The organism is Hymenobacter glaciei, assembly GCF_039539585.1.
In the GTDB taxonomy this organism is placed as follows: domain Bacteria; phylum Bacteroidota; class Bacteroidia; order Cytophagales; family Hymenobacteraceae; genus Hymenobacter; species Hymenobacter glaciei.
In genome coordinates this window covers 142,825-164,504 of record NZ_BAABDK010000001.1, presented here as the reverse complement: position 1 = coordinate 164,504, position 21,680 = coordinate 142,825, and the positions used below count along the sequence as shown (strand labels likewise).

At 59.7% G+C, this 21,680-nt stretch carries 18 protein-coding genes; 10 read left to right on the top strand and 8 right to left on the bottom strand.

What is annotated here, in order from left to right; genetic code table 11:
• Positions 1-35: 35 nt before the first annotated feature.
• The 6 genes from ABD837_RS00735 to ABD837_RS00710 all read left to right on the top strand — a co-directional run bounded on the left by ABD837_RS00735 (position 36) and on the right by ABD837_RS00710 (position 7,764).
• Positions 36-1,589, top strand: a complete 1,554-nt coding sequence (locus ABD837_RS00735; protein ID WP_345049131.1) for a GNAT family N-acetyltransferase — start codon at positions 36-38, stop codon at positions 1,587-1,589.
• A complete protein-coding gene (locus tag ABD837_RS00730) occupies positions 1,586-2,293 on the top strand; it encodes an HAD family hydrolase (protein WP_345049129.1) in 708 nt (235 codons plus the stop codon). Before ABD837_RS00735 ends, ABD837_RS00730 begins: the two co-directional genes overlap by 4 nt.
• 152 nt (positions 2,294-2,445) lie before the next feature.
• On the top strand, positions 2,446-3,489 hold the full coding sequence (pseI, locus tag ABD837_RS00725; RefSeq protein ID WP_345049127.1) for a pseudaminic acid synthase: 1,044 nt from the start codon (positions 2,446-2,448) through the stop codon (positions 3,487-3,489).
• Positions 3,489-4,796, top strand: coding sequence for a glycosyltransferase family protein (locus ABD837_RS00720; RefSeq protein ID WP_345049125.1), 1,308 nt, complete (start codon positions 3,489-3,491; stop codon positions 4,794-4,796). Before pseI ends, ABD837_RS00720 begins: the two co-directional genes overlap by 1 nt.
• Positions 4,797-4,817: 21 nt before the next feature.
• Entirely contained in the window at positions 4,818-6,188 is a 1,371-nt protein-coding gene (locus ABD837_RS00715) for a DUF7033 domain-containing protein (RefSeq protein ID WP_345049123.1), read from the top strand.
• A gap of 85 nt (positions 6,189-6,273) precedes the next feature.
• Entirely contained in the window at positions 6,274-7,764 is a 1,491-nt protein-coding gene (locus tag ABD837_RS00710) for a lipopolysaccharide biosynthesis protein (protein WP_345049121.1), read from the top strand.
• A gap of 121 nt (positions 7,765-7,885) precedes the next feature.
• Here ABD837_RS00710 and ABD837_RS00705 read toward each other — a convergent pair whose 3' ends face one another.
• The 6 genes from ABD837_RS00705 to ABD837_RS00680 form a co-directional block, all read right to left on the bottom strand.
• A complete protein-coding gene (locus ABD837_RS00705) occupies positions 7,886-8,932 on the bottom strand; it encodes a methyltransferase domain-containing protein (protein ID WP_345049119.1) in 1,047 nt (348 codons plus the stop codon).
• A gap of 128 nt (positions 8,933-9,060) precedes the next feature.
• The gene (locus tag ABD837_RS00700) at positions 9,061-12,216 is read right to left on the bottom strand and encodes an efflux RND transporter permease subunit (RefSeq protein ID WP_345049118.1); all 3,156 of its coding nucleotides are present in this window, start codon (positions 12,214-12,216) and stop codon (positions 9,061-9,063) included.
• A 113-nt stretch (positions 12,217-12,329) separates the two neighbouring features.
• Entirely contained in the window at positions 12,330-13,409 is a 1,080-nt protein-coding gene (locus ABD837_RS00695) for an efflux RND transporter periplasmic adaptor subunit (protein ID WP_345049116.1), read from the bottom strand.
• An 84-nt stretch (positions 13,410-13,493) separates the two neighbouring features.
• Entirely contained in the window at positions 13,494-14,819 is a 1,326-nt protein-coding gene (locus ABD837_RS00690) for a TolC family protein (protein ID WP_345049114.1), read from the bottom strand.
• A 179-nt stretch (positions 14,820-14,998) separates the two neighbouring features.
• Entirely contained in the window at positions 14,999-15,733 is a 735-nt protein-coding gene (locus ABD837_RS00685; RefSeq protein WP_345049113.1) for a DUF937 domain-containing protein, read from the bottom strand.
• Positions 15,734-15,977: 244 nt separating this feature from the next.
• Entirely contained in the window at positions 15,978-16,316 is a 339-nt protein-coding gene (locus tag ABD837_RS00680) for a tetratricopeptide repeat protein (RefSeq protein ID WP_345049111.1), read from the bottom strand.
• A gap of 154 nt (positions 16,317-16,470) precedes the next feature.
• Between ABD837_RS00680 and ABD837_RS00675 the strand changes: the two genes are divergently transcribed.
• The 4 genes from ABD837_RS00675 (at position 16,471) to ABD837_RS00660 (ending at position 19,820) form a co-directional block, all read left to right on the top strand.
• Positions 16,471-17,211, top strand: coding sequence for an electron transfer flavoprotein subunit beta/FixA family protein (locus tag ABD837_RS00675; protein WP_241934226.1), 741 nt, complete (start codon positions 16,471-16,473; stop codon positions 17,209-17,211).
• A 125-nt stretch (positions 17,212-17,336) separates the two neighbouring features.
• Positions 17,337-18,314 (top strand): electron transfer flavoprotein subunit alpha/FixB family protein, encoded by a 978-nt coding sequence (locus ABD837_RS00670; RefSeq protein ID WP_345049108.1) that lies wholly within the window; start codon positions 17,337-17,339, stop codon positions 18,312-18,314.
• A gap of 233 nt (positions 18,315-18,547) precedes the next feature.
• A complete protein-coding gene (locus ABD837_RS00665; protein ID WP_345049107.1) occupies positions 18,548-19,183 on the top strand; it encodes a bifunctional nuclease domain-containing protein in 636 nt (211 codons plus the stop codon).
• Positions 19,184-19,292: 109 nt separating this feature from the next.
• Complete coding sequence (locus ABD837_RS00660) at positions 19,293-19,820, top strand: YfiT family bacillithiol transferase (RefSeq protein ID WP_345049105.1); 528 nt, start codon at positions 19,293-19,295, stop codon at positions 19,818-19,820.
• Between the two features lie 202 nt (positions 19,821-20,022).
• Here ABD837_RS00660 and ABD837_RS00655 read toward each other — a convergent pair whose 3' ends face one another.
• Positions 20,023-20,838 (bottom strand): ABC transporter ATP-binding protein, encoded by an 816-nt coding sequence (locus tag ABD837_RS00655; RefSeq protein WP_345049103.1) that lies wholly within the window; start codon positions 20,836-20,838, stop codon positions 20,023-20,025.
• A gap of 93 nt (positions 20,839-20,931) precedes the next feature.
• Positions 20,932-21,663 carry an MlaE family ABC transporter permease gene (locus ABD837_RS00650; RefSeq protein ID WP_345049102.1) on the bottom strand — a complete coding sequence of 244 codons (732 nt, stop codon included), beginning with the start codon at positions 21,661-21,663 and terminating at the stop codon, positions 20,932-20,934.
• Between the last annotated feature and the right edge of the window lie 17 nt (positions 21,664-21,680).

Genomic DNA, 21,680 nt, shown 5'->3' with positions numbered 1-21,680 from the left:
GTTCTTATTTCAATCGGCCAACCAGCCCCACCGCCATGCCTGCCTACCGCATCCTGCGCCAAAACGAGTACCGCCACGGCAGCTATCGCCTGCTGCCCATCCGGCCCGACGACCGTGAGGACATCCGCGAGTGGCGCAATGCCCAGATTGACATTCTGCGCCAGAGCTCCCCACTCACGGCAGAAGCCCAGGACCGTTACTTCCGCGAGGTAGTCGCGCCGCTGTTTGAGGCGGAGCAGCCAGGGCAGCTGCTGTTTTCGCTGCTGCTGGAGGAGGAATTCATTGGTTACGGCGGGCTGGTGCACATCGACTGGCCGGCCGGCCGGGCCGAAATCTCTTTCCTGCTCGAAACGGGCCGCAATGCCCACATCCCGACCTTTAAAGCCGACTTTGCCGCCTACCTGCACCTGCTGCGCCAGGTAGCTTTCGAGGACCTTCCCCTTCAGAAAATCAACACCGAAGCTTACGACGTGCGCCCTTACTTAACGGCCGTGCTCGAGGCCGAGGGCTTTGTGGAGGAAGCCCGCCTGCCGCGCCACGTGCAGGTCGCCGGGCAGCTGGTCGATACGGTGTTTCATAGCTGCTTCCGGCCTACCGGAGCTTTTCGCGGGCATGTTCTGGTGACGAGCCTCGCCGGCAAAGCTCCTCTGCTGCGCGCCGTGCAAGCGGCCGCCCGCCGCCTGCACTACGCCACCAAAGTCATCGGAGCCGACCTCAACCCGCAGGCCCTGGCCCGCCCGCTGGCCGATGACTTCTGGGCCATGCCTGCCCTGCGCGACGAGGCCCTGCCCGAACTACTAGCCGGCCTTCAGGCGCGCCACATTGCCTACCTCATTCCGACCCGCGACGGCGAGCTGGCCTTCTGGAGCCGGCACCGCGACGCGCTGGCCCATGCCGGCGTGGCCGTACTCGTAAGTACCCCCGAAGCAGTACACCGTTGCCTCGACAAGCTGGAATTCGCCACTCTCGGGCAGCTACACGGCCTACCTGTTATTGCCACCGCCCGCGAAATTGATGCGTTAACCGAACGCCAGCTTCCACCACCCACGGCCTTCGTCGTGAAGGAGCGGCACGGCGCGGGCTCGCTCAGCCTGGGCCTGAACCTGCCGGCCGCTGCCGCTCTTTCTCACGCCCGCACCTTGCAAGAGCCCGTTTTCCAACCCTTCATCCACGGCCGCGAAATCAGCGTGGATGGCTACGTGGACCGCAAGGGTCGCGTACAAGGCCTGATGGCCCGCACCCGCGACGTAGTGGTGCACGGCGAGTCGCAGGTCACCACTACCCTGCCCGATGCCAACCTGCTGGCCCGCCTCGAACCCATTGTTGCCCAATTGGGCCTTTATGGTCCTTTTGTGCTGCAGGCGCTGCTCACCGACGAGGGCGGGCTGCACCTCATCGAGTGCAACTGCCGGTTTGGTGGGGCCTCCACGCTGGGCATCGCGGCGGGGGTCGATTCATTCTATTGGTTTTTGCAGGAAGCCGGCGGAGCCGATTTGGCGGCATTTCCCTTCGTACCAGCCGCCGGGCCATTGCGCCAGGTGCGCACGGCAATAGATGCAACGTTCCACTTACTGAAGAATGCGGAATGAAGAAGGAAGAATTAATCCCGTCGGAATTCCTCATTCCCCATTCTTCATTCTCCATTAAGCGCAGCGTACTTGTTTTCGACCTCGACGACACGCTCTATCCTGAACTCAGCTACGTGCACAGCGGCTTTCGCGCCGTGGCTGGCTTCCTGAGCCCGCTGCTGGGCGTGCCAGCCGAAATACTAGCCGCCGGAATGATTGCCGAGGAAGCCAAGCTGGGCCGGGGCCAGGTATTCGACAACGTGCTGCGCCAGCACGGTCGCTGGAGCAAGACGCTGGTAGCCGCCTGCCTGCGCGCTTACCGCCAGCATCGGCCCGAAATCAACTTATTCCCCGATGCGGAGCGAGCCCTGAGTCGCTTTGCCGGCCAGCCGCTCTACATCGTGACGGACGGCCACAAGGAAGTGCAGGCCCGCAAGGTGGCCGCGCTGAATCTGGCCGGACGCGTGCGCCACGCCTACCTCACCAACCGCTACGGCCGCCACCGCGCCAAGCCCAACCCGCACGTCTTCGACTTGATTTGCAAGCGCGAACACGTAACTCCGGCTGAAATCATCTACGTGGGCGACAACGTGAAGAAAGATTTTGTGGGCATCAAGCCGTTGGGTTTTGATACGGTGCGCATCCTGCGGGGCAACTACGCCCACTACGTAGCCGACGCGGCGCACGAAGCTGCTCGGATTATTGAGTCACTGGACGAGTTGTAGCCCGCAACGTAGCGCGCAGCCTTTGCTGCGTGGCACGAGCACAGCGAGTATCGGCATCCGGCGCTTCGGAAAATTCTCGCTCTGCTCGTGCCACGCAGCAAAGGCTGCGCGCTACAGTACCTTTACCCCCTTCGAATTCGCTTCGCTTTTCCATGACCGAAATTACCATTGGTGGCCGTCCGGTTGGCCCCGCTCACAAGCCGTTTATTATCGCCGAGATGTCGGGCAACCACAACCAGAGCCTGGAGCGTGCCCTGGCCCTGGTCGATGCCGCGGCTGCTACCGGCGTCGACGCCCTCAAGCTCCAGACGTATACTGCCGACACGATTACGATGGACACCGGCTTTGCCATCGACGAGGAGGGCCGGTCACTGTGGGAAGGCAAAAACCTTTACCAGCTCTACCAGGAGGCGCACACGCCTTGGGAATGGCACGCCGAGCTGTTTGCCCGCGCCCGGCAGCACGGCATGCTGGCCTTCAGCACGCCGTTCGACGAGACAGCGGTGGATTTCCTGGAATCGCTGGACGTGCCCGCTTACAAGATTGCCTCGTTTGAAAACGCCCACTGGCCGCTGCTGCGCAAAGTAGCCGCTACGGGCAAGCCGGTCATCATTAGCACGGGAGCCGCAACGTTGGCCGAAATCGACGAAGCCGTGCGGGTGCTGCGCGCCGCCGGCTGCCGCGAGCTGGTGCTCCTGAAATGCACCAGTACCTACCCTGCTACGCCCGAAAACACCAACCTGCGCACCATCCCGGTGCTGGCCGAAACCTTCAACTGCCCCATTGGCCTGAGCGACCACACCATGGGCATTGGCGCGAGCGTGGCAGCTGTGGCCCTCGGAGCCTGCGTCATTGAGAAGCACTTTACCTTGCTTCGGTCCGAAGGCGGCGTCGACTCGGCTTTTTCGATGGAGCCCCACGAGTTGAAAATGCTGGTGGAAGAAACGGAGCGCGCCCAACTGGCGCTGGGCACCGTGCAGCTGTGTATTCAGCCAGCTGAGGAGAAAAGCCGCATGTACAAGCGCAGCATTTACGTGGCTAAGCCTATTGCGGCAGGCGAAGAATTCACAACTGATAACCTGAAAATTATTCGCCCCGGCGACGGCCTCTGGCCCCGCCACTGGGAAACCGTGCTGGGCCGCAAAGCTGTAAAAGATTTGAAGCCAGGCACTCCCCTTGCTTGGGATTCGCTCTAATGCCAGGCCCGGAAATTCCGCTTATTCCCCGCCTGCGGAACATCCTGCAGCTGCGCTTCACCGATATTTTTGCAGCGCTGTCGCCGGCCGCCCTAGCGGATATTTCGCCGGCCAACCCGCTCAAGCGGCTGGCGCGGGTGCTGGGCTACGCGGTGCTTCGGCTGGTGGGCAATATCTTCCAGCCCATAAAAAACCGCGACGACCTGCGTAGTAAAGTGTGGCTCTACGTAGTGAGCGCCAACAACTATGACGCGCTGGCCTTTCTGACGGAGGCGCGCGCCGATGCCGTGCTGGTGGCCGGGCAGGCCAAGAACATCGGCCGCTATAATGCGGTGGTGAACCGGCTCTCGCTCCGGCGCAAGCTGCTTTACTACTGGCAGTTCCCGATGGCGTACTTCGGGCTGCGGCGGCAAGTGGGGCCGCGCGCCACGCGCTTTTTCGACTTCATTTTCTATGCCATCGGCTACTACGAAGTATACCGGCGGGCGCTGCGCCTCTACCGGCCCCGGGCCGTGGTGTTTTCCAACGACCACAACGACGATACCCGCTCGCTGTTGCTGGCGTGTCGGGCCGAGGGCGTGCCCACCGCCTACGTGCAGCACGCCAGTGTGAGCACCAACTTCCCTCCGCTGGGTTTTGACTTGAGTTTGCTTGAGGGCCAGGATGCTTTGGACAAATACCGGCATTGCGGTCCCATTACCGGCCGCGTGGCGCTGGTAGGCATGCCCAAAGCCGACGCCTACCTGGGCCGCCGCAATACTGCTCCCGCCGTGCGCCGCGTGGGCATGGCCTGCAACATCCACGACCCGCTGCCCGCCCTTACCGACACGCTGCTGTTCCTCAATCGGGAATTGCCCGAACTGACTTTCACGCTGCGCCCGCATCCCAGCGACGGCCGCGACTTCGGCCCGCTGCGCCAGTTGCTGCCGGCGTTGCAGTGGTCGGATGCGCGTAAGGAAAACGCATTTGACTTTTTGCTGCAGCAGGATGCTTTGGTGGCCGCCGATACTTCTACCCACCTCGAAGCCGTCATGCTCAACGTGGCCAGCATCTACTACCGTTTTGCCGCCAACCCGCTCACCGACGACTACTACGGCTACGCGGCCCGCGGCCTAGTCGAGCGCGCTGATTCGCCTACTGCGCTGGTAGCGGCGCTGCGCCGCTACGCCCAGCACAAGCCCGCTGACCTCTACCAGCGGGCCGCCTACTACAATGCTACTTTAGGAACTTCCGACGAAGGCCACAGCCGCGAGCGCACTGCCAGCACCTTAAATGATTGGCTCAACGAGATGATATCAACCATCTGACATTCTACTCCTTTTAAAAAAATGTCAGTTACTCCTCTTACAATTTCACTTCCTCCAACCGAGGCCGCACCAGTGTCGGCTGATATGCGGCTGAGCTATGTGCTTCGACATTTTGCGCTTGCTTATGAGAACGTGCCCCAAGGGCTGATTGGGTACTCTGACAGCCTCCAGCCGATTGTGGTGGCTGATGCAGCGGGCAGCTTTTTCCAGGAAAAGGAACCCTACCCCGGTACTCCCAACTACCGGGACTGGGTGGGGCAGCGGGTCCCGTTTTTCTTCGACGCTCAACCCGCAGCGCCTCTGCTCACCATGCAGCGAGGACGGGTGAGCATTAATGCCGACCTCATCTCAGCAGCTTTCTACCTGTTGAGTGGCTGGCAAGAATATTTCTCCGATGAGAGGGACCGGCACGGCCGTTTTCCCTACGCGGCCAGTGTGCAAAAGCAGTATGGCTTCGTGACCCTGCCAGTGGTCAATTACTATTTCGACGTGCTGAAGAGGGCTATCGAGCACGTTACGGGCCAGGCGCTTAAACCTAGGCGCTGGAACGGAGCCGCTTTTGCCGCCTTCATCAGCCACGATATCGACGAGCTGCGCAGTGCCTGGAAAGCGCCGGCTAAAGCCGCCCTCCTGCAACGAAGCACGCGGCGTTTCGGTGCGTTGCTGTGGCAACATTTCACCCAGCCCGATGCCTGGGACAACCTGGAAAGCGTGGCCGCCGCCACGGCTAGGTACGGGGGATGCTCTACTTTTTTTATCCTGCCACAGTCGCGCCCCGGGGCCGATGGCACCCCCAACGCGGACTACCAGCTCTCTGCCGGGCTTCGCCAGCGTCTTAAGGCACTCGCCCAGAAGAGTTGCGAAATCAACCTGCACGGCAGCATCGGCACGGCCACCGACCCGTTGCAGCTTGACCACGAAGCACGTAAGTTGCAAGCAGGTTGTGGAGGCCTGCGGTTTCACTACCTGCGCTGGGAACCGCGCCTCACCCCGGCCAAAATTGAGGCAGTTGGCGGCTTTGCGTACGACTCGACCCTAGGGTTTGCTGAGCATTTTGGGTTCCGTCATTCGTACTGCCAGCCCTTTTACCCATTCAACTTTGCGAGTGGAACGGCATACGCGTTTGTTGAAATCCCGCTCCAGGTAATGGACGCTACCCTGCACCATCCTAGCTACTTACAGCTGCAAGGCCCAGAGATTCTGCCGGCTCTGCAGCCGATGTTGGCCGAAATTGAGCGGTTCGGTGGCGTGGCCAGCATCCTCTGGCACAACGACCATTTCGACCCGGCCAATACCACTACCGGCCCCCAGCAGTTTGCCGAAATCATGGAATACCTACGAGAGCGCGGCGCGGCTTTCCTAACCGGAAACCGGATTGTAGCCGAACTTTGAGGCCCGTAGCACACGCTTCGGCTTGTGCCTTACTTCCCCGATGCCCACGCGAATGCGTGGGCTACACCATTTACTCAGCCACCATTTGGGCATTGTTCAGCGCCAGGGCATCCGCAATACCCTGATTTCCTACGTCGGGCTGGCCATCGGCTTTGCCAACACTATTCTGGTGCTGCCACGCCTGCTTTCGCCGGCCCAGATTGGTCTCACAGCCAGCGTATTGTTGCCACTGGCCACCATTGGGGCCCAGGTCGCCTCGTTTGGGTTTGCTAACATGGGAATTCGGTATTTCCCATTTTTCCGGAACCAAGGACGCAACCACGCGGGCTTCTTTCCGCTGCTGCTAGGGCCGCCGCTGCTGGGTTTTGTGGTGGTGGCGCTGGCACTGCTGCTGGGCAAGCCGCTGCTGCTACAGTGGTATGCCAAGGGCGACGCGGCGTTGCTCGCACCACACTACTTGGCGGCTATTGCGCTGGCGGGCTGCATCATGCTGGGCTCCCTCCAGGATGCTTATCTGCGCTCGCTCTACCACACGTCGTTTTCCTCGTTTTGCCAGGAAGTCCTGCTGCGGCTGATGCTGGTTGGTGCGGCGGTGGCTTACAGCCAAGGTGTTATTAGCTTCCACGGTTTTGTGCTGGCTTACGTGGGCGCATATGCGGTGGTGGCGGTGCTACTGGCCATTTACCTGGCAGCCATTGGCGAGTTGCATTTGCGACCGACGCGGGCGGCGTTGCGCATCAAGCCCTTGCGCGAAATGCTGGGTTTCGGCGGCTTCGTGCTGCTGAGCAATATCTCGGGCACGGTGCTGCTCAACATCGACAGCCTGATGGTAGGCACCAAAGTAAGCCTGGCGGCGGCGGGCATCTACCTGATTGCTACCAATGTGAGCACGGCGCTGGTGCTGCCTTTCCGGGCGCTTTATAAAACCGCCTTTTCGCTGATTGCCGAATATTGGAAAGAAGACAACATGGCCAAGATGGCCGACTTTTACTGTCGCAGCACGCGCATTAACACCCTACTAGGCTGCTATTTAGCATTGGGTATTGGCCTGAACCTCAACTTCATCTACGGCTTAATTCATCGGCCCGAATACGCGGTGGGTACTACGGCAGTACTGCTGCTGCTGGCTGGCCGGCTTTTCGACGGCATCACCGGGGTCAACGGCATCATCGTGGCCACTTCGCCGCGCTACCGCTTCGATTTGGTGTTCAACATTTCCCTTGCCGCGGCCGTGGTAGTGCTCAATTGGCTGCTGATTCCGCGCCTGCAACTGGCGGGCGCGGCCCTTGCCTACTGCATCGCTCTGGTGAGCATCAACACCGTGCGGACATGGTTTGTGTGGCGCAACTATGGCATGCAGCCCTTCGATGGCAGCACGCCCCGCATTCTGGCCGTGGCGGCCGTAGCGGGGCTTGCTGCCTGGGTGCTGCCCGAAACCGGGAATGCGTTCCTCACGCTGCTCATGCGCGGCGGCGTGCTCACGGTGCTCTACGCAACGGGCATTTTGCTCACGGGTACCGCGCCGGAAGCTGTAGCGGCCTGGGCCAGCCTGCGCACGCGGGGCCGTCAACGCTAAAAAGCCCTGGTTCGCTGCACGTGCAACGGACCGGGGCTTTTTTTATTTTAGCTCAGGTTGCGAAATAACGCCCCAACAGGCTGCCACGACAGGGCTACTTCGCAACTAGGGTTGCCGCAGGTTAGCAGCAGCCGCCCGGCAGGGCATCGGCACTGGCTGCCACCGGGGCCGTACCGCGGTCGAACAGGCCGAAGTGCTGGCTGGTATCGCCCATTACGCGGAAGTGGGAGCCGTAGCGCGTATCGGCCACCATCGCGGCCGTGTTGCCGCATACCAGCATGGGCCGGCCGGTTTCGAAGGTGTGGTGGTCGTCGAGCACGAACTGATTGGGCTGGCCGGGAATGGTGCCCAGGTAAGTGGCTACCTGGCCGTGGTCTTCGCACTTGTCTTCGATGTCGAGCTTGAAGGCGCGCACCGTGAGCGAATAGAAGCCGATGTTGCCGACTTTTTCCTCAATCTCGGCGTTGTTGATGGTCAGGCGGCGGCTGCTCAGCAGGCGGTAGTCGTTGATGCCCAGGCGCAACAGCAGGCGGCGAAAATCCTCGGTGTACATCGCGCCGCTCAGGCACTCGCCGTAGAGGATGGGGTCCTGGCGCAGGGTTTCGGGCACGCGACGGTCGGCGAATACGTCGGCGATGAACAACTCGCCGCCGGGCTTCAGCACCCGGAAAATTTCGCGGTAGGTGGCTTCCTTGTCGGTGCTTAGGTTCAGCACGCAGTTGCTCACCACTAGGTCCACGCTGTTGTCGGCAATGTTGGCCGATTTCAGGTCCTCGATATAGCCGTGGCGGAATTCCACGTTGGGTTTCGAGTAGCCGAAGGTGACGGTGTGCGCGTCGATGTGGCGGCGGGCCACGTCGAGCTGCTCCTCCGTCATATCCACGCCGATGACGTGGCCGTTTTCGCCCACCAGCTTCGACAACAAATAAGCATCGCGGCCGGAACCGGAGCCCAAATCGAGCACCGTGATGCCCTCGATGGCGTCCGGAATGCATACGCCGCAGCCGTAATATTTTTCTAGTACCTCAGACTCCAGCTGCGCCAGGATGCGGCGGTGGGCCAGCGGCACATCGTCGGTGCAGCAGGCGTTGGTAAGTAGGTCTTGGCTGGTTTGCAGCTGGGTGCCATAGTAGTCCTGCACCTGAGCGCGGGTTTCGGAAGAAGCCATATCGATGAGAGGGAATTCGGAAGTTGAGGCCGAAAATACGTTGTGTCGGGAATAACTGGTTTGCCCAGCCAAAGTTCTCTCCCAACCAAGAAGCCCCAGCTGGCACGGTTAGCGGCCGTGAAGCCTGGCTAAGCCCGCACCAGTTGGGGTTTCTTGCCAGCCACTAAGTCGTCGCCGTAATGCGTGTGCGCGGCGCGGTAAAACCGCTCGAACACCAACGGGAACACAAAGAGTGTGAGGATGGTACCCGTTATCAGCCCGCCGATGACCACAATGGCCAGCGGCTTGGACGTCTCCGAGCCGATGCCGGTGGAAATAGCGGCCGGCATCAGGCCGATGGTGGCCATGAGGGCCGTCATCACCACGGGGCGCACCCGCGAAATCACGCCTTCATTAATACTCTGGTCGAGCGTCTGCTTTTTGACCAGGTTCTGCTTAAAGACCGAAATCAGAATCACGCCGTTCTGAATACAGATGCCAAACAGCGCGATAAAGCCAATACCGGCCGAAATCGAGAAGTTGGTGTGGGTGATGAGCAGCGCCGCGATGCCGCCAATAATGGCAAACGGCACGTTGAGCAGCACCAGCCCGGCGTCCTTCAGGTTGCCGAAGAGGATGAACAGGATGAAGAAGATGAGCCCCAGCGAAATGGGCACCACCTGCGAGAGGCGCTGCTGGGCGCGGCGCTGGTTCTCGAAGTCGCCGGTCCATTTCTGCTCGTAGCCTTTCGGCAGCACGAGGTGGCGGTTCACTTTTTCCTGCGCCTCCTTGATGGTCGAGCCCATGTCGCGGCCCCGAATCGAGAACTTCACGGCGGCGAACCGGCGGTTGTCGTCGCGGTAAATCAGGCTCGGGCCAGTCACAGAGTGAATGTCTGCGATTTCGGTGAGCGGAATGGTTTTGCCCGATTGCGTGGGCACCATCAGGGCCGAGATTTCGGTCGGTGTCTGGCGGAACTGTGGTTCGTAGCGCACCCGGACCGGAAATTTGCGCTCGCCTTCGTACAGTTGCGTAGCTTCCTTGCCGCCCACCGCCATTTCCAGCACCGAGGCAGCATCGGTCTTGCTCACGCCGTAGCTGGCCATGCGGCGCTCGTCGAGGTCGACGTGGAACTCGGGCTGGCCAATGTTGCGCAGCACGCCCAGGTCATCAATGCCTTTCACCGTTTTCAACACCTCGTACACCTCACGGGCCTTGGCTTCGAGTGTGGCCAAGTCGGTGCCGTAAATCTTCACCGCAATCGAGCCTTTAACGCCTGAGGCGGCCTCTTCCACGTTGTCGGTGATGGGCTGCGAGAAGTTAAAGTCGACGCCGGTAAACTTGTCGAGCTTGGCCTTCATCCGCGCCACCAAATCCTCGCGGTAGACCTTGGATTTCATCTTCTTCTCCACTTCCGGCGTGTGCTTGAGCTGCACCAGAAACTCGTTGTTGTAGAAGCCCGTGGGGTCGGTGCCGTCGTTGGGGCGGCCGGTCTGGCTCACCACGTCGCTCACCTCGGGGAAGCTCAAAAAGTCCCGCCGCATCTGGTTGCACAGCTCGTTTGATGATTCCAGGCTGATGCTCAGCGGCAGCTGCGCACGCACGTAAATCGAGCCCTCGTTCAATTCCGGCAGAAATTCCGAACCCAGAAATGAGAAGGAATACAGGCCCAGTGCTGTGACAAAAAAGGCAATGATGAGCGTGGCCGTTTTGCGGGCGTAGGTGAAGCGGAAGAAGCGGTTGGCCCCGTTGTGCACGCCGCGCACGAAGAAGTTGTCCTTCTCCCGCACGTCCTTTTTCAGCAGGTTGCTGACCAGTACTGGCACCAGCGTAAGGGTGAAAATCAGCGCGCCCAGCAGGGCAAAGCCCAGCGTCCAGGCCAGCGGGCTGAACACCTTGCCTTCTACTTTCTCGAAGGAGAAAATGGGCAGCAACGCCGTGATAATAATGGCTTTGGCGAAGAAAATCGACTTGCCCATCTCGCGGCCCGACTTTTTAATCAGCCCCAGCTTGCAGAGCTTGTTGAACCGTTCCATGCCCACCTGGTGGGCCTTGTGGTCGAGGGCCACGAACAGCCCTTCCACCATTACCACCGCGCCATCGATGATGATGCCGAAATCAATGGCGCCCATGCTCAGCAGGTTGGCGCTCATGCCGCGCAGCCGCAGGCAGATGAAGGCAAACAGCAGCGCCAGAGGAATAATCACCGACACAATCACTGTGGTGCGCCAGTCGGCCATGAACAGGAACACGATGAGCGTGACCAGCACAATGCCTTCCATCAGGTTGTGAACCACGGTTTCGGTCGAGAAGTCGATGAGCTGTTGCCGGTCGTAGAAGGTTTTCATCTTCACATCCGGCGGCAGGATTTTCGAGTTCAGCTCGTCCACCTTGTCGTGCAGGCGGGCAATGACTTCCGAGGGGTTTTCGCCCTTGCGCATCACCACGATGCCTTCCAGCTTGTCGTCCTCCAGGCCGCGGCCCACCTGGCCCAGGCGCGGCAGGGCGCTTTCGGTCACGCGGGCCACGTCGCGCACCAGAATCGGCACCCCGTTCACGTTCTTAATCACCGTGTTGGTGATATCCGAAATGTTGTTCAGCAGGCCGATGCCGCGCACCACGTAGTTCTGCTGCCCGGACGTTATCACGTCGCCGCCCACGTTGATGTTGGAGCGCTGCACGGCATTATACAGGTCGAGCGGCGTGAGGCCGAAATCCTGCAGTTTGCCGGGGTTCACGCTGATTTCGTAGTCCTTCACCTCGCCGCCGAAGCTGTTCACGTCGGCCACGCCGGGCACCGCCTTCAGGTTGCGCTCAATCACCCAGTCCTGCAGGGTTTTCAGCTCGCGTACCGATTTGGTTTTGCTTTCCAGCGTGTAGCGGTAGATTTCGCCGGTAGGGCCGTACGGCGGCTGCACGTCGGGCGTGATGCCGTCGGGCAAGTCCACCTCGCGCAGCAGGTTGTTTACCTGCGGACGGGCGAAAGCGTCGTCCACGCCGTCGTCGAAAATCACCTTCACCACCGACAGCCCGAACAGCGTGGTGCTGCGCACCGAGGCCTTTTTCTGCACCGGGTTCAGCGCAATTTCGATGGGTACGGTCACGAACTTCTCCATCTCCTCGGCCGAGCGGCCGGGCCACTGCGTGATGATGGTGATTTCGGTGTTGGTGACGTCCGGAAATGCCTCGATGGGCGTGTTCCGGTAGCTTACCACCCCCATGATGACCACGACCAGCGTCATGAGGAAGATGAAGCCCTTGTTCTTAAGCGAAAAGGCAATGACGCCCTGGATGAACTTGTTCATTTTTAGTTCCTAACGGTGAAGAAACGGTGAGTTATGGGCAGATTTAATAGGCAGCCCTAACCCGGAGCAAGCCGGTAATCCGCTTGCTCGGGGTTAGCCCCGGTCTTGTTTGGTTAGTCGTTCAGCTCGTCATACACCAGCAGCTGGTCCTTGGCAATCACCACATCGCCAAGCCTCAGGCCGCTCGTAATGTAGCTGTAGTCGCCCACCGTTTTGCTGATGGTCACGGGGCAGGTTTCGACGTGGGTGCGGTCCCGGTACACCATCACGAAGTTGCGGTCCTTGTCAAACACCACCGATTTGGCGGGCACGGCCAGAGCCTTCGCCCCTTCCGTGTTCACCACGCGCACCTGGGCGTACATCTCGGGCTTGAGCAGGTAGCCGGGGTTGTCGAGGCGCACGCGCACCTTCATCACCTTACTGTCGGGGTCCAACACGTTGAACACCTTGTCAATCTTGCCCCGGAAATGCTTGTCCGGGTAGCTCAGCGTAGTTACGTCGGCCGAGTAGCCTTCCTTCACCTTGGAAATGTCCGACTCAAACACGTTGGCCATAATCCAGACATCGTCGAGGTTGCTCACCGTGAACAGGTTACCGATGTTGTCGTTATTAAACTGCTCGTGGTCGGTGGCGTTCTTCTCGGTAATAAAGCCCGAAATAGGCGCCCGCAGCTCGTACATGCCATCCTTGCCGATGCCGTACACGCTGAGCTGCTTCACGTTCTTGCCCACCGTGCCGCGCGCTTTGGTCACCTCGGCGCGGGCCAGCACCACGTCGCGCTCCGAGTTCAGCCCGGCCTTGAACATGTCCTCGGCCACGGCCAGGTTCTTGCGGGCAATGTCGAGGTCGGAGCTGGCGGCCGTGGTCTGGTTCTGCACGTCAGCAATTTCGCCCGACTTGATGACGGCCAGAATCTGACCCTTGGTCACTTTGTCGCCGAGCTGCACTTTCAGCTGCTCCACCACGCCGCCCACCAACGGGTACACTTTCACGGTTTTGTCGCCGTCGGTGGCAATTTCGCCGGTCAGTACCAGCTCGTCCTGCACCGGGCGCAGGCGCACCGTGTCGAGCACAATCTGCTTCATCATGGTGTCGGACAGGCGGAAGCCCTCTTTCTTCTCTTCTTTGACTTCGGGTTTGGAGCAGCCAACCAGGGTTACGGCGGTCAGCAATGCCAGAAAGGAGCGGTTCATGAGGAGGCAGGAAGTAGCCAGTGGCCTTGGGCCAGCAGCATATGATGATTAAGGATTAAGACGAATGCTGCGGCTTTACCGGGTTTATTCGGCGCGGAAAACAGGCTTGCCCACGGCAAAATTCAGCTGCTCGAAAGCCCGCACCCGGTTGGCCCGCAAGGTGTTCAGCTGCGTCAGGTTGTTCTTATAAGACTCGAAGAAGTCCAGGTATTCCACCAAGCTCAGAATCCGCTTGGCATAACTCTGCTCGATGCCGACCATCAGGCGGGCAAACGGCGCGGTGTCGCGGTCGGTGTTCTGAAACAGCTCGTCGTTGCGGGCGGCCAGCTGGTAGGCCTGGTGCACCTCGCTCTGCACCACCAGCTGCTGCTGGTCCACGAGCAGCTGGCTGTTGGCAATCTGAGCTTTGGCCGCCTGAATGTTGCCCTGGTTGCGGTTGAAAACGGGCACGGCCATCCCCAGGGTAAGGGCCTGGTAGTTGTTGATGTAGGAGCCGGCCTTGTCGTAGGTATAGCCCACGGCCAGGTCGGGCACGGCCAGCTTCTGTTGCAGCTTCAGGTTCAGGTTCTGCTGCTGCAGCGCGGCGCGGCGGGCGTTCAAATCGGTGCGCTGCACCAGCGCTGTGTCAATCAGCGCCTGCTCGGGGTGGCCGGCCAGGGTCAGGTTGCGGGTACGGGCCAGGTCGGCGACGGGCACGTACTGGCTGCCGGTGGCATCGCGCAGCAGCACGTGCAGGTCGGTCTGGTCCGAAGCCACGTCGTTGAGCAGGCTCTGCCGCTCGCTTTGCAGCGTGAAGAGAAAGGCCCGTAGCCGAATCACCTCTTTCAGCGCAATGTTGCCCTTCTCAAACTGCGTTTGGTACAGGCCCACCGTGCGGGTAAGCGAGGTAATCTCCGTGGCGTAGGCCGTCAGCGTGCGCTGCTTAAAGTACAGGTCGTAAAACGTGGTGCGCAGCTGGTAGCGCAGGTTGCGCAGCAGGTCCTGCAGGTTGTACTGCTCTACCACCGCACCTTGCTGGGCAGCCAAGCCGGCAGCCTTGCGCCGGCCAGCCAATGAGAATAGCTGTTGCACCGTTACAATGGCCTCGCTGCCCACCGTGCCTTCGGGCACCATTGGGCGGGCAATGCGGCGGCGCAGCACGTCCTGCTCCACATACAGCGACGGGTTGTCGAGCAGGCGGGCCTGCACGGTCTGGGCCTGGGCCACCGTCACGTTGTACTGCTGGGCCAGCACCGCCAGGTTATTCCGGACGAACTGCTGCTCGGCCCGCGGCAGCGTCAGGCGCAGCGTATCTGCCGTAGCCGGGGGCAGGATAGTTGCGTGAGCCGGGCCGGTAGCATGGGCTGGTACCTGGGCTTGGGCTCTGGTGGCCGCCAGGGCCAGCACCAGCAAAAGGACGTTGCGGAACATGGGTTGATTCGATTACCCGACAAAGGTTGGCGGCCTTCCGTGAGGATAAAATGAACCTGAAATTCATGCGCCGAAGCCCGTCCTTTTCTCGTCCAACGCGTCCGTTTACCAGGCGGTTGGCGCCGGCAGAAGCAGCCCGGTTCAGATAAATGCGCCAAATGCCTCTGATAGGGCCCTGGCTACTGCACCATTTCAACCCGAACCGTTGGCGGCCCCATTGCGGGCTTTTGACGGCCGGTATTGGGGGCCACGGCGCCAAGCACCAGAAACACCAGCACCATGGCCCCAGCGGCAGCCAGCACCAACATCCAATAGGGCCGGGCAAGCTCGGCAGCCCACACAGCATGCGGAGCCTTCACCGCCGTACGCTGCCGGTAACCGGGCCACCGGGGCAAGTCGGCGGGTAACCAGTTGTAAATATGATTTTTAGCATCCCCCACCTCTTCACTCAGGCGCGAGGCGTTGAGGTGCTGGTGCGTAGCGTATTGGGCCAAGCCGGCCGCCAATACGGTAGCCACCAGCCGCAACAGTATAGCCGCAGAGTTGAGCCGCACCCCCGTATAAGCACTGAGGAGGCTGTCGACCTCAAGCCGGTTAGCCCCAAACAAGCGCCCCAACAGGTCCTCGCCTGCGTTCAAAGCACCGCTGTTGTTGGGCCCGCCACCCAGCAACGCCAGCACTTCCGTCATGTTCTGCGTATCTCGGGCCCCCGGCCAATCGGGTTTTAGTGTGGGCAAAAACAGATTACACCCCTCGCCGTTTCCAATTTGAATAACCAACTGGCACAACACCATGGGAATCATCCCTTTCAGTGCTTTACCCACAGCATTTTCGCTCTCCCCCAGCCGGGCGGCCAGGTGCTGTTTCAGCTCCCGGGAAAAGGTTGTTCGAATGTCCTGCAGAAAATTCTTCATGGTGATGCAACCAGAAACAGTGGGCAGGGGAATGGCTTAGAGCAATACGAGTTCGATGATGCAAAACTGCCTCTTAACGAGCAAGTAATCCCTTAAAAACGACAAGCCATGTTATTCACTGGTCGAACCTCAGTTTCCAAGGCATGAAACCCAGCAGCTTATTGTGCCACACTTCAGCTACCACACCACAACCGGACCAGTAGTCCAGCCCGGTTACATCCGTTGCGGGAGTTCGGCCGGCGACCTATTCATCCTCATAATCCAGCCCCAGGCAGCTGCTCAGGGCCTGGCGCAACTCGCTGGCGGCGTGCTGCTGGCCGGCCTTTTTCGCAACAACCAATCCTTTTCGGTACACTTGCTCGGCCTCTTCCTTGCGCCCAAACTCCTCCAGCAGTTTGCCGGCGTGGTAGTAAGTTCCAACATAATCAGCATGTTCAGCCAAAAGCTTCTGATAAAATCCCCAAGCGCGCTCGGGTTCTTGGGTGCGGTATTCGGTAGCCAGGGCATATATGGTGAAGGCGTCGGTGGGGTCGTCGGCGTAAAAGGCCAGGAGTTGCTGTAATCGGGTGGCGGGAGTGTTCATTCGGCAGGGAGATTTGTTTACCTTTGGGGCAAAATTGCGGCTTTTTCGTGGCACTGCCCGAAACCGCGGTTTTTTGCTAAAACTTGTATGCTTTTCAGAGGTTGTTATGCATGCAGCCTTTTTTCCTCGATTTCGCCACCCTAATCCCGCTTAGATGAAGTTTCTGGTTTGCATTTCCAACGTGCCCGACACGACCACCAAAATTGCCTTTACGCCCGATAACAAGGAGTTCAACAAGGCCGGGGTGCAGTTCGTGATTAATCCCTGGGACGAATACGCCCTCACCCGTGCCATCGAGCTGAAGGAAGCCGCCGGCAGCGGCACCGTGACGGTGCTGAACGTGGGCCAGGCTGACACCGAGCCCAACATCCGTAAGGCGCTGGCCATTGGGGCCGACGATGCCATTCGCGTGGATGCCGTACCGCAGGATGCCTACTTCGTGGCCGAGCAAATTGCCGCCATTGCCAAGGAGGGTGCCTACGACGTAATTCTGATGGGCAAGGAAAGCATTGACTACAACGGTTTCCAGGTGCACGGCATGGTGGGCGAAATGCTCGGCATCCCAACCGTGGCCCCGGCCATGAAGCTGGACATGAGCGGCAATACCGCGACCCTGGAGCGCGAAATTGAAGGCGGCAAGGAGATTGTGAGCGTGAACACGCCCTTCGTGGCTTCGTGCCAGCAGCCCATGTGCGAGCCCCGCATCCCCAACATGCGCGGCATCATGACGGCCCGCACCAAGCCCTTGAAAGTGGTGCCCGCCGTGGGTGAGCCCGCTCGTACTACGGTAGCTGAGTACGCGCTGCCCCCCAAGAAGCAGGGCGTAAAGCTCATCGATGCTGAGAATGCCGGCGAGCTCATCAAACTGCTCCGCAACGAAGCCAAAGTAATCTAATCCTGTTTGTCATGCTGACGAAGGAAGCAACTTATCACGGCTGCTTTCGTCGCAATCACTAATTCTTAGAGCGCGAGTGTGATAAGGTCCTTCGCTGCGCTCAGGATGACAAAAAAGCAAAAATCATGTCTGTAATAGTTGTAGTTGAATGCGCCGACGGCGAAGTAAAGAAGTCGTCGTTGGAAGTGGCCTCCTACGGGGCTGATGTGGCCGCCATGCTAGGCACCACCGCCACGGCCATTGCCGTGGGCGAAGCCAACGAGGCCAACCTGGCCAAGCTGGGCGAGCAGGGCATCACGAAAGTGTTGTACGACGCCGAGCCCCGCCTCAAGGACTTCGTGAACAATGCCTACACCAAGCTCATTGCCACGGCAGTTGAGCAGGAAGGCGCTAAAATCATTGTACTGGCCAACAGCAATATTGGTGCGGCCGTGGGCTCGCGCTTATCGGTGCGCCTGAAGACCAGCCTGGCTACCAACGTGGTGGAGCTGCCCAAAATCAGCGGCGACCAGTTCACAGTGAAGCGCGGTGCTTTCTCGGGCAAAGCATTTTCGGATGTGGTGCTGAGCGGCGACCGCAAAATCATCGCTGTGAAGAAGAATTCGACCGAAGCCAAGCACGATGCTGGCAAAACGGCCGAAGTGAGCAGCTTCTCGGCTCAGCTGTCGGATGCCGACTTCGCCGATGCCCCCAAGCAAGTGGTGATGCAGGACCAGGCCGGCGGCATTCTGCTGCCCGAGGCCGACCGAGTGGTATCGGGTGGCCGCGGCATGAAGGGCCCGGAGAACTGGGGCCTGATTGAGGAACTGGCTAAGGCGCTGGGCGCGGCTACGGCCTGCTCGAAGCCAGTGTCGGACGTCGACTGGCGTCCTCACCACGAGCACGTGGGCCAGACCGGCATCACGGTTTCGCCAAACCTGTACATCGCCTGCGGCATTTCGGGTGCCATCCAGCACCTGGCCGGCGTGAACAGCTCGAAGGTAATTGTGGTCATCAACAAAGACCCCGAGGCTCCTTTCTTCAAAGCAGCCGATTACGGCATCGTGGGCGACGTGTTTGACGTATTGCCCAAGCTGACGGCCGCCGTGAAGGCGTTGAACTAACCAAAAAAGCCCCGCCCCGGTGGGCAAGTTGGGGACCCAGGCGGTCGGCTTTCTGCGGAAGGCTGAGGCCTGGGTCCCTAATCTTTTTGGGGCTATCCTGGTTTCAACACCTGTTTCGGGTGGCAGATGCCCGGACTTTTCTTTACTTGCACGTCCATCCCGATGGGCCACCCCGAACGGACCCTTCCCGGGCCCGTCCTCCCCTTCCCCGACACCTAGCACCTTGTATTCCCTTGAAAAAAATCCAGCTTGAAATCCTGGGCCTCTCGTCCAGCCAGTCGCAATCTGGCTCCTTCGCGCTGATTCTGGGCGAGAAGGGCGGCAACCGCCGCCTGCCCATTATCATCGGCATGTTTGAAGCGCAAAGCATTGCCATTCAGATTGAAAAAATCAGCCCCAACCGGCCGCTTACTCACGACTTGTTCAAATCGTTTGCCGAGCATGTGCACGTGGTGATTCTGGAAGTGGTGATTTCGGACCTGAAGGAAGGCGTGTTCTACTCGCGCATTGTGTGCTCGGACGGCGCCACGACTTTCGACATCGACGCCCGGCCCTCCGACGCCATTGCCATTGGCCTGCGCTTCGGCGTGCCCATCTACACGGTGGAAAGCGTGCTGAGTGAAGCCGGCATTATTCTTTCGGACCTCGACGAAGCCGAAAGCGACGCCGAGGATGACGACGAAGACGAGGACGATGAGGACACCGACAGCGAGTCGCCCAGCCCGAAGCGCGCCCAGCCCGAAGCGCGCGAGCCCAGCGGCCAGGTGCCGGTGGAGGAGCTGAGCAAAATGCTGGCGCAGGCTCTCGACAAAGAAGACTACGAGAAGGCCGCTAAAATCCGCGACGAGCTCAACAAGCGCAACGGTTAAAACTTTAGCTAAACTTTTATAAGTGAAGAGTTAACGGGATTTCCCCGATTAGCTCTTCACTTTTGCTTTCCGAGCTTTTCACTTTTAACAACCGAACTTTAATTGCCTTATGGATGAATCGTTGAAATACCCCATTGGCCGGCCACAATTGCCAAGTGCCCCCCTGTCGGCTGCTGAGCGTGCGGCGCTTATTCAACAAATTGCCGAGGTACCGGCCCAACTGACCGCGGCCGCAAAAGTTGTGGGCGGCGTGGGCCTTGAGCAGCCGTACCGCCCCGGCGGCTGGAACGGCCGCCAGGTGATTCACCACGTGGCCGACTCGCACATGAATGCGTACGTGCGCTTCCGGCTGGCCCTGACGGAGGACAAGCCGACTATAAAGCCCTATGAAGAAAGCGCCTGGGCTGAGCTGCCCGATGTGGCCGCCACGCCCATTCCGGTGTCGCTCACGTTGCTGGAGGCGCTGCACTCGCGGTTTGTTACGCTGATGCATCACCTCACGGATGAGCAATGGCAGCGTACGTTCTATCATCCCGGCAACCAGCGCACTGCCACCCTCGAGCAGACCTTGGCGCTGTATGCCTGGCACGGAAAGCACCACCTGGCGCATCTGCTGCTGCTGCTGCCAAAGGAATAAGATGCCTTTAATGGCGAACGTCCTGCTACGCTTGCCTGGGCCCTCTCACTGCTAGTAAATTAAATTACTAAACGGCACAGAGGCTCCGGCAAGTGCCGCAGGACGTTTTGTTGTTATGCCTAGGGCGGTATCGTGGCCAGTGTACAGGCGTAACGACCCCGCCCCTACATCCACTGGTTCCGAATCGGCTCTAATCGGCTGATTAGATGCCGGCGCCAGCCTCGCCGCCTTCGGCGAAAGCGGCCATGCCACCAATGGTTTCTTCGTCGATGCGCTTGGCAGCGCGCACCAGGCTGCTGCTGAAGATGAAGTCTTTCAGTTCGGGTACTTGAGCGTTCAGGATTTCATCCTTGGTGCCGTCCCAAAGCTTTTGGCCCTGGTGCAGGAACACGATGTGCTCGCCAATTTCAATCACCGAGTTCATGTCGTGGGTTACGATGACGGTCGTAATACCGTATTCGTGGGTGATTTCGTGAATCAGCTCGTCGATTTTGATGCTGGTGAGCGGGTCGAGGCCGGAGTTGGGCTCGTCGCAAAACAGGTAGGTGCACTGGGGGGCAATGGCGCGGGCAATGCCCACGCGCTTCTTCATACCCCCCGAGATTTCGGCCGGCATCTTATTGCCGGCGTTTTCAAGGCCCACGCGCTTGAGGCAAAACTCGACCCGGTCGCGGCGCTCAGCGGGCGTCATTTCCGGCGTCAGCATCTGCAAGGGGAATTCCACGTTTTGCGCGACAGTCAGCGAATCGAACAGCGCCGAGCCTTGGAACAGCATGCCGATTTTGCGGCGGATTTCCTGGCGGATATCGATTTTGCTGTTGGTGTACACCGTGCCATCGAAGGTGATGGAGCCCATGTCGGGCTTCATTAGGCCCACAATGCATTGGAGCAGCACGCTTTTACCCGTGCCGGAGCCACCGAGCAGCAGGTTGCACTTGCCGGTTTCGAACACGCACGAAATGCCCTTGAGCACCTGTGTGCCGTTGAACGACTTCTCGATATTGGATACTTCAATCATGGTAGTTATCAGTTGGTCGTTGTCTGTTAGCAGGTTGTTCCACCATCATTTCAGCAGAAGCTGACAACTGACAACGAACAACTGGCAACTAAATCAGAGCAGCAACGCCGCAAGGGCGAAGTCGGCGATGAGGATGGCGATGATGGAATTGGTAACGGCGCCGGTGCTGGCCGCGCCTACTTCGAGGGCACCACCGGTGGTAAAGTAGCCTTTGAAAGCGGAGATACCCGACACGAGGAAGGCGAATACAATTGCTTTAATGAGAGCGAAAACAATGTTGTAGGGAATAAAATCGGTGCGAATGCCTTCGATGTAGTCCTGCGCGGTCATTACGCCGGTGAGAGTGCCCGCTAGGTAGCCGCCCAAAATGGAGAGCAGCATGGCCAGAATAACCAGCAACGGAAACATGAGCAAGGCGGCCAGAATACGCGGTAGCACGAGGTACGACGTGGAGTTGATGCCCATGACTTCGAGCGCCGAAATCTGCTCGGTGATGCGCATGGTGCCCAGACCGCCCGCGATGCTGGAGCCCACTTTGCCGGCCAGCACAATGCTGGTGATGGTAGGAGCGAGTTCCAGAATGGTCATTTCGCGCACCATATAGCCGATGGTCGACTGCGGAATGAGCGGGTTGGTGAGGTTGTAGGCAATCTGGACGCAGGTAACGGCCCCGATGAAGGCCGACACGATGGCGACAATGACAATAGAATCGACGCCGATGAGAATGGCTTCGTCGATGGTGCGGTTCCAGAGGACGCTGAACCGCTCGGTGCGCGAAACCATGCCGCGCAGAAATAGGACAAACGAGCCGAGAGTGGTAAGCATAAGGGAAGGTTGGAAAA

Coding starts and splice junctions, on each gene's coding strand:
- ABD837_RS00700 (WP_345049118.1), bottom strand. CDS start 12,216: ATGAACAAGTTCATCCAGGGCGTCATTGCCTTTTCGCTTAAGAACAAG.
- ABD837_RS00730 (WP_345049129.1), top strand. CDS start 1,586: ATGAAGAAGGAAGAATTAATCCCGTCGGAATTCCTCATTCCCCATTCT.
- ABD837_RS00655 (WP_345049103.1), bottom strand. CDS start 20,838: ATGATTGAAGTATCCAATATCGAGAAGTCGTTCAACGGCACACAGGTG.
- ABD837_RS00705 (WP_345049119.1), bottom strand. CDS start 8,932: ATGGCTTCTTCCGAAACCCGCGCTCAGGTGCAGGACTACTATGGCACC.
- pseI (WP_345049127.1), top strand. CDS start 2,446: ATGACCGAAATTACCATTGGTGGCCGTCCGGTTGGCCCCGCTCACAAG.
- ABD837_RS00650 (WP_345049102.1), bottom strand. CDS start 21,663: ATGCTTACCACTCTCGGCTCGTTTGTCCTATTTCTGCGCGGCATGGTT.
- ABD837_RS00660 (WP_345049105.1), top strand. CDS start 19,293: ATGGATGAATCGTTGAAATACCCCATTGGCCGGCCACAATTGCCAAGT.
- ABD837_RS00680 (WP_345049111.1), bottom strand. CDS start 16,316: ATGAACACTCCCGCCACCCGATTACAGCAACTCCTGGCCTTTTACGCC.
- ABD837_RS00695 (WP_345049116.1), bottom strand. CDS start 13,409: ATGAACCGCTCCTTTCTGGCATTGCTGACCGCCGTAACCCTGGTTGGC.
- ABD837_RS00685 (WP_345049113.1), bottom strand. CDS start 15,733: ATGAAGAATTTTCTGCAGGACATTCGAACAACCTTTTCCCGGGAGCTG.
- ABD837_RS00675 (WP_241934226.1), top strand. CDS start 16,471: ATGAAGTTTCTGGTTTGCATTTCCAACGTGCCCGACACGACCACCAAA.
- ABD837_RS00690 (WP_345049114.1), bottom strand. CDS start 14,819: ATGTTCCGCAACGTCCTTTTGCTGGTGCTGGCCCTGGCGGCCACCAGA.
- ABD837_RS00670 (WP_345049108.1), top strand. CDS start 17,337: ATGTCTGTAATAGTTGTAGTTGAATGCGCCGACGGCGAAGTAAAGAAG.
- ABD837_RS00715 (WP_345049123.1), top strand. CDS start 4,818: ATGTCAGTTACTCCTCTTACAATTTCACTTCCTCCAACCGAGGCCGCA.
- ABD837_RS00735 (WP_345049131.1), top strand. CDS start 36: ATGCCTGCCTACCGCATCCTGCGCCAAAACGAGTACCGCCACGGCAGC.
- ABD837_RS00720 (WP_345049125.1), top strand. CDS start 3,489: ATGCCAGGCCCGGAAATTCCGCTTATTCCCCGCCTGCGGAACATCCTG.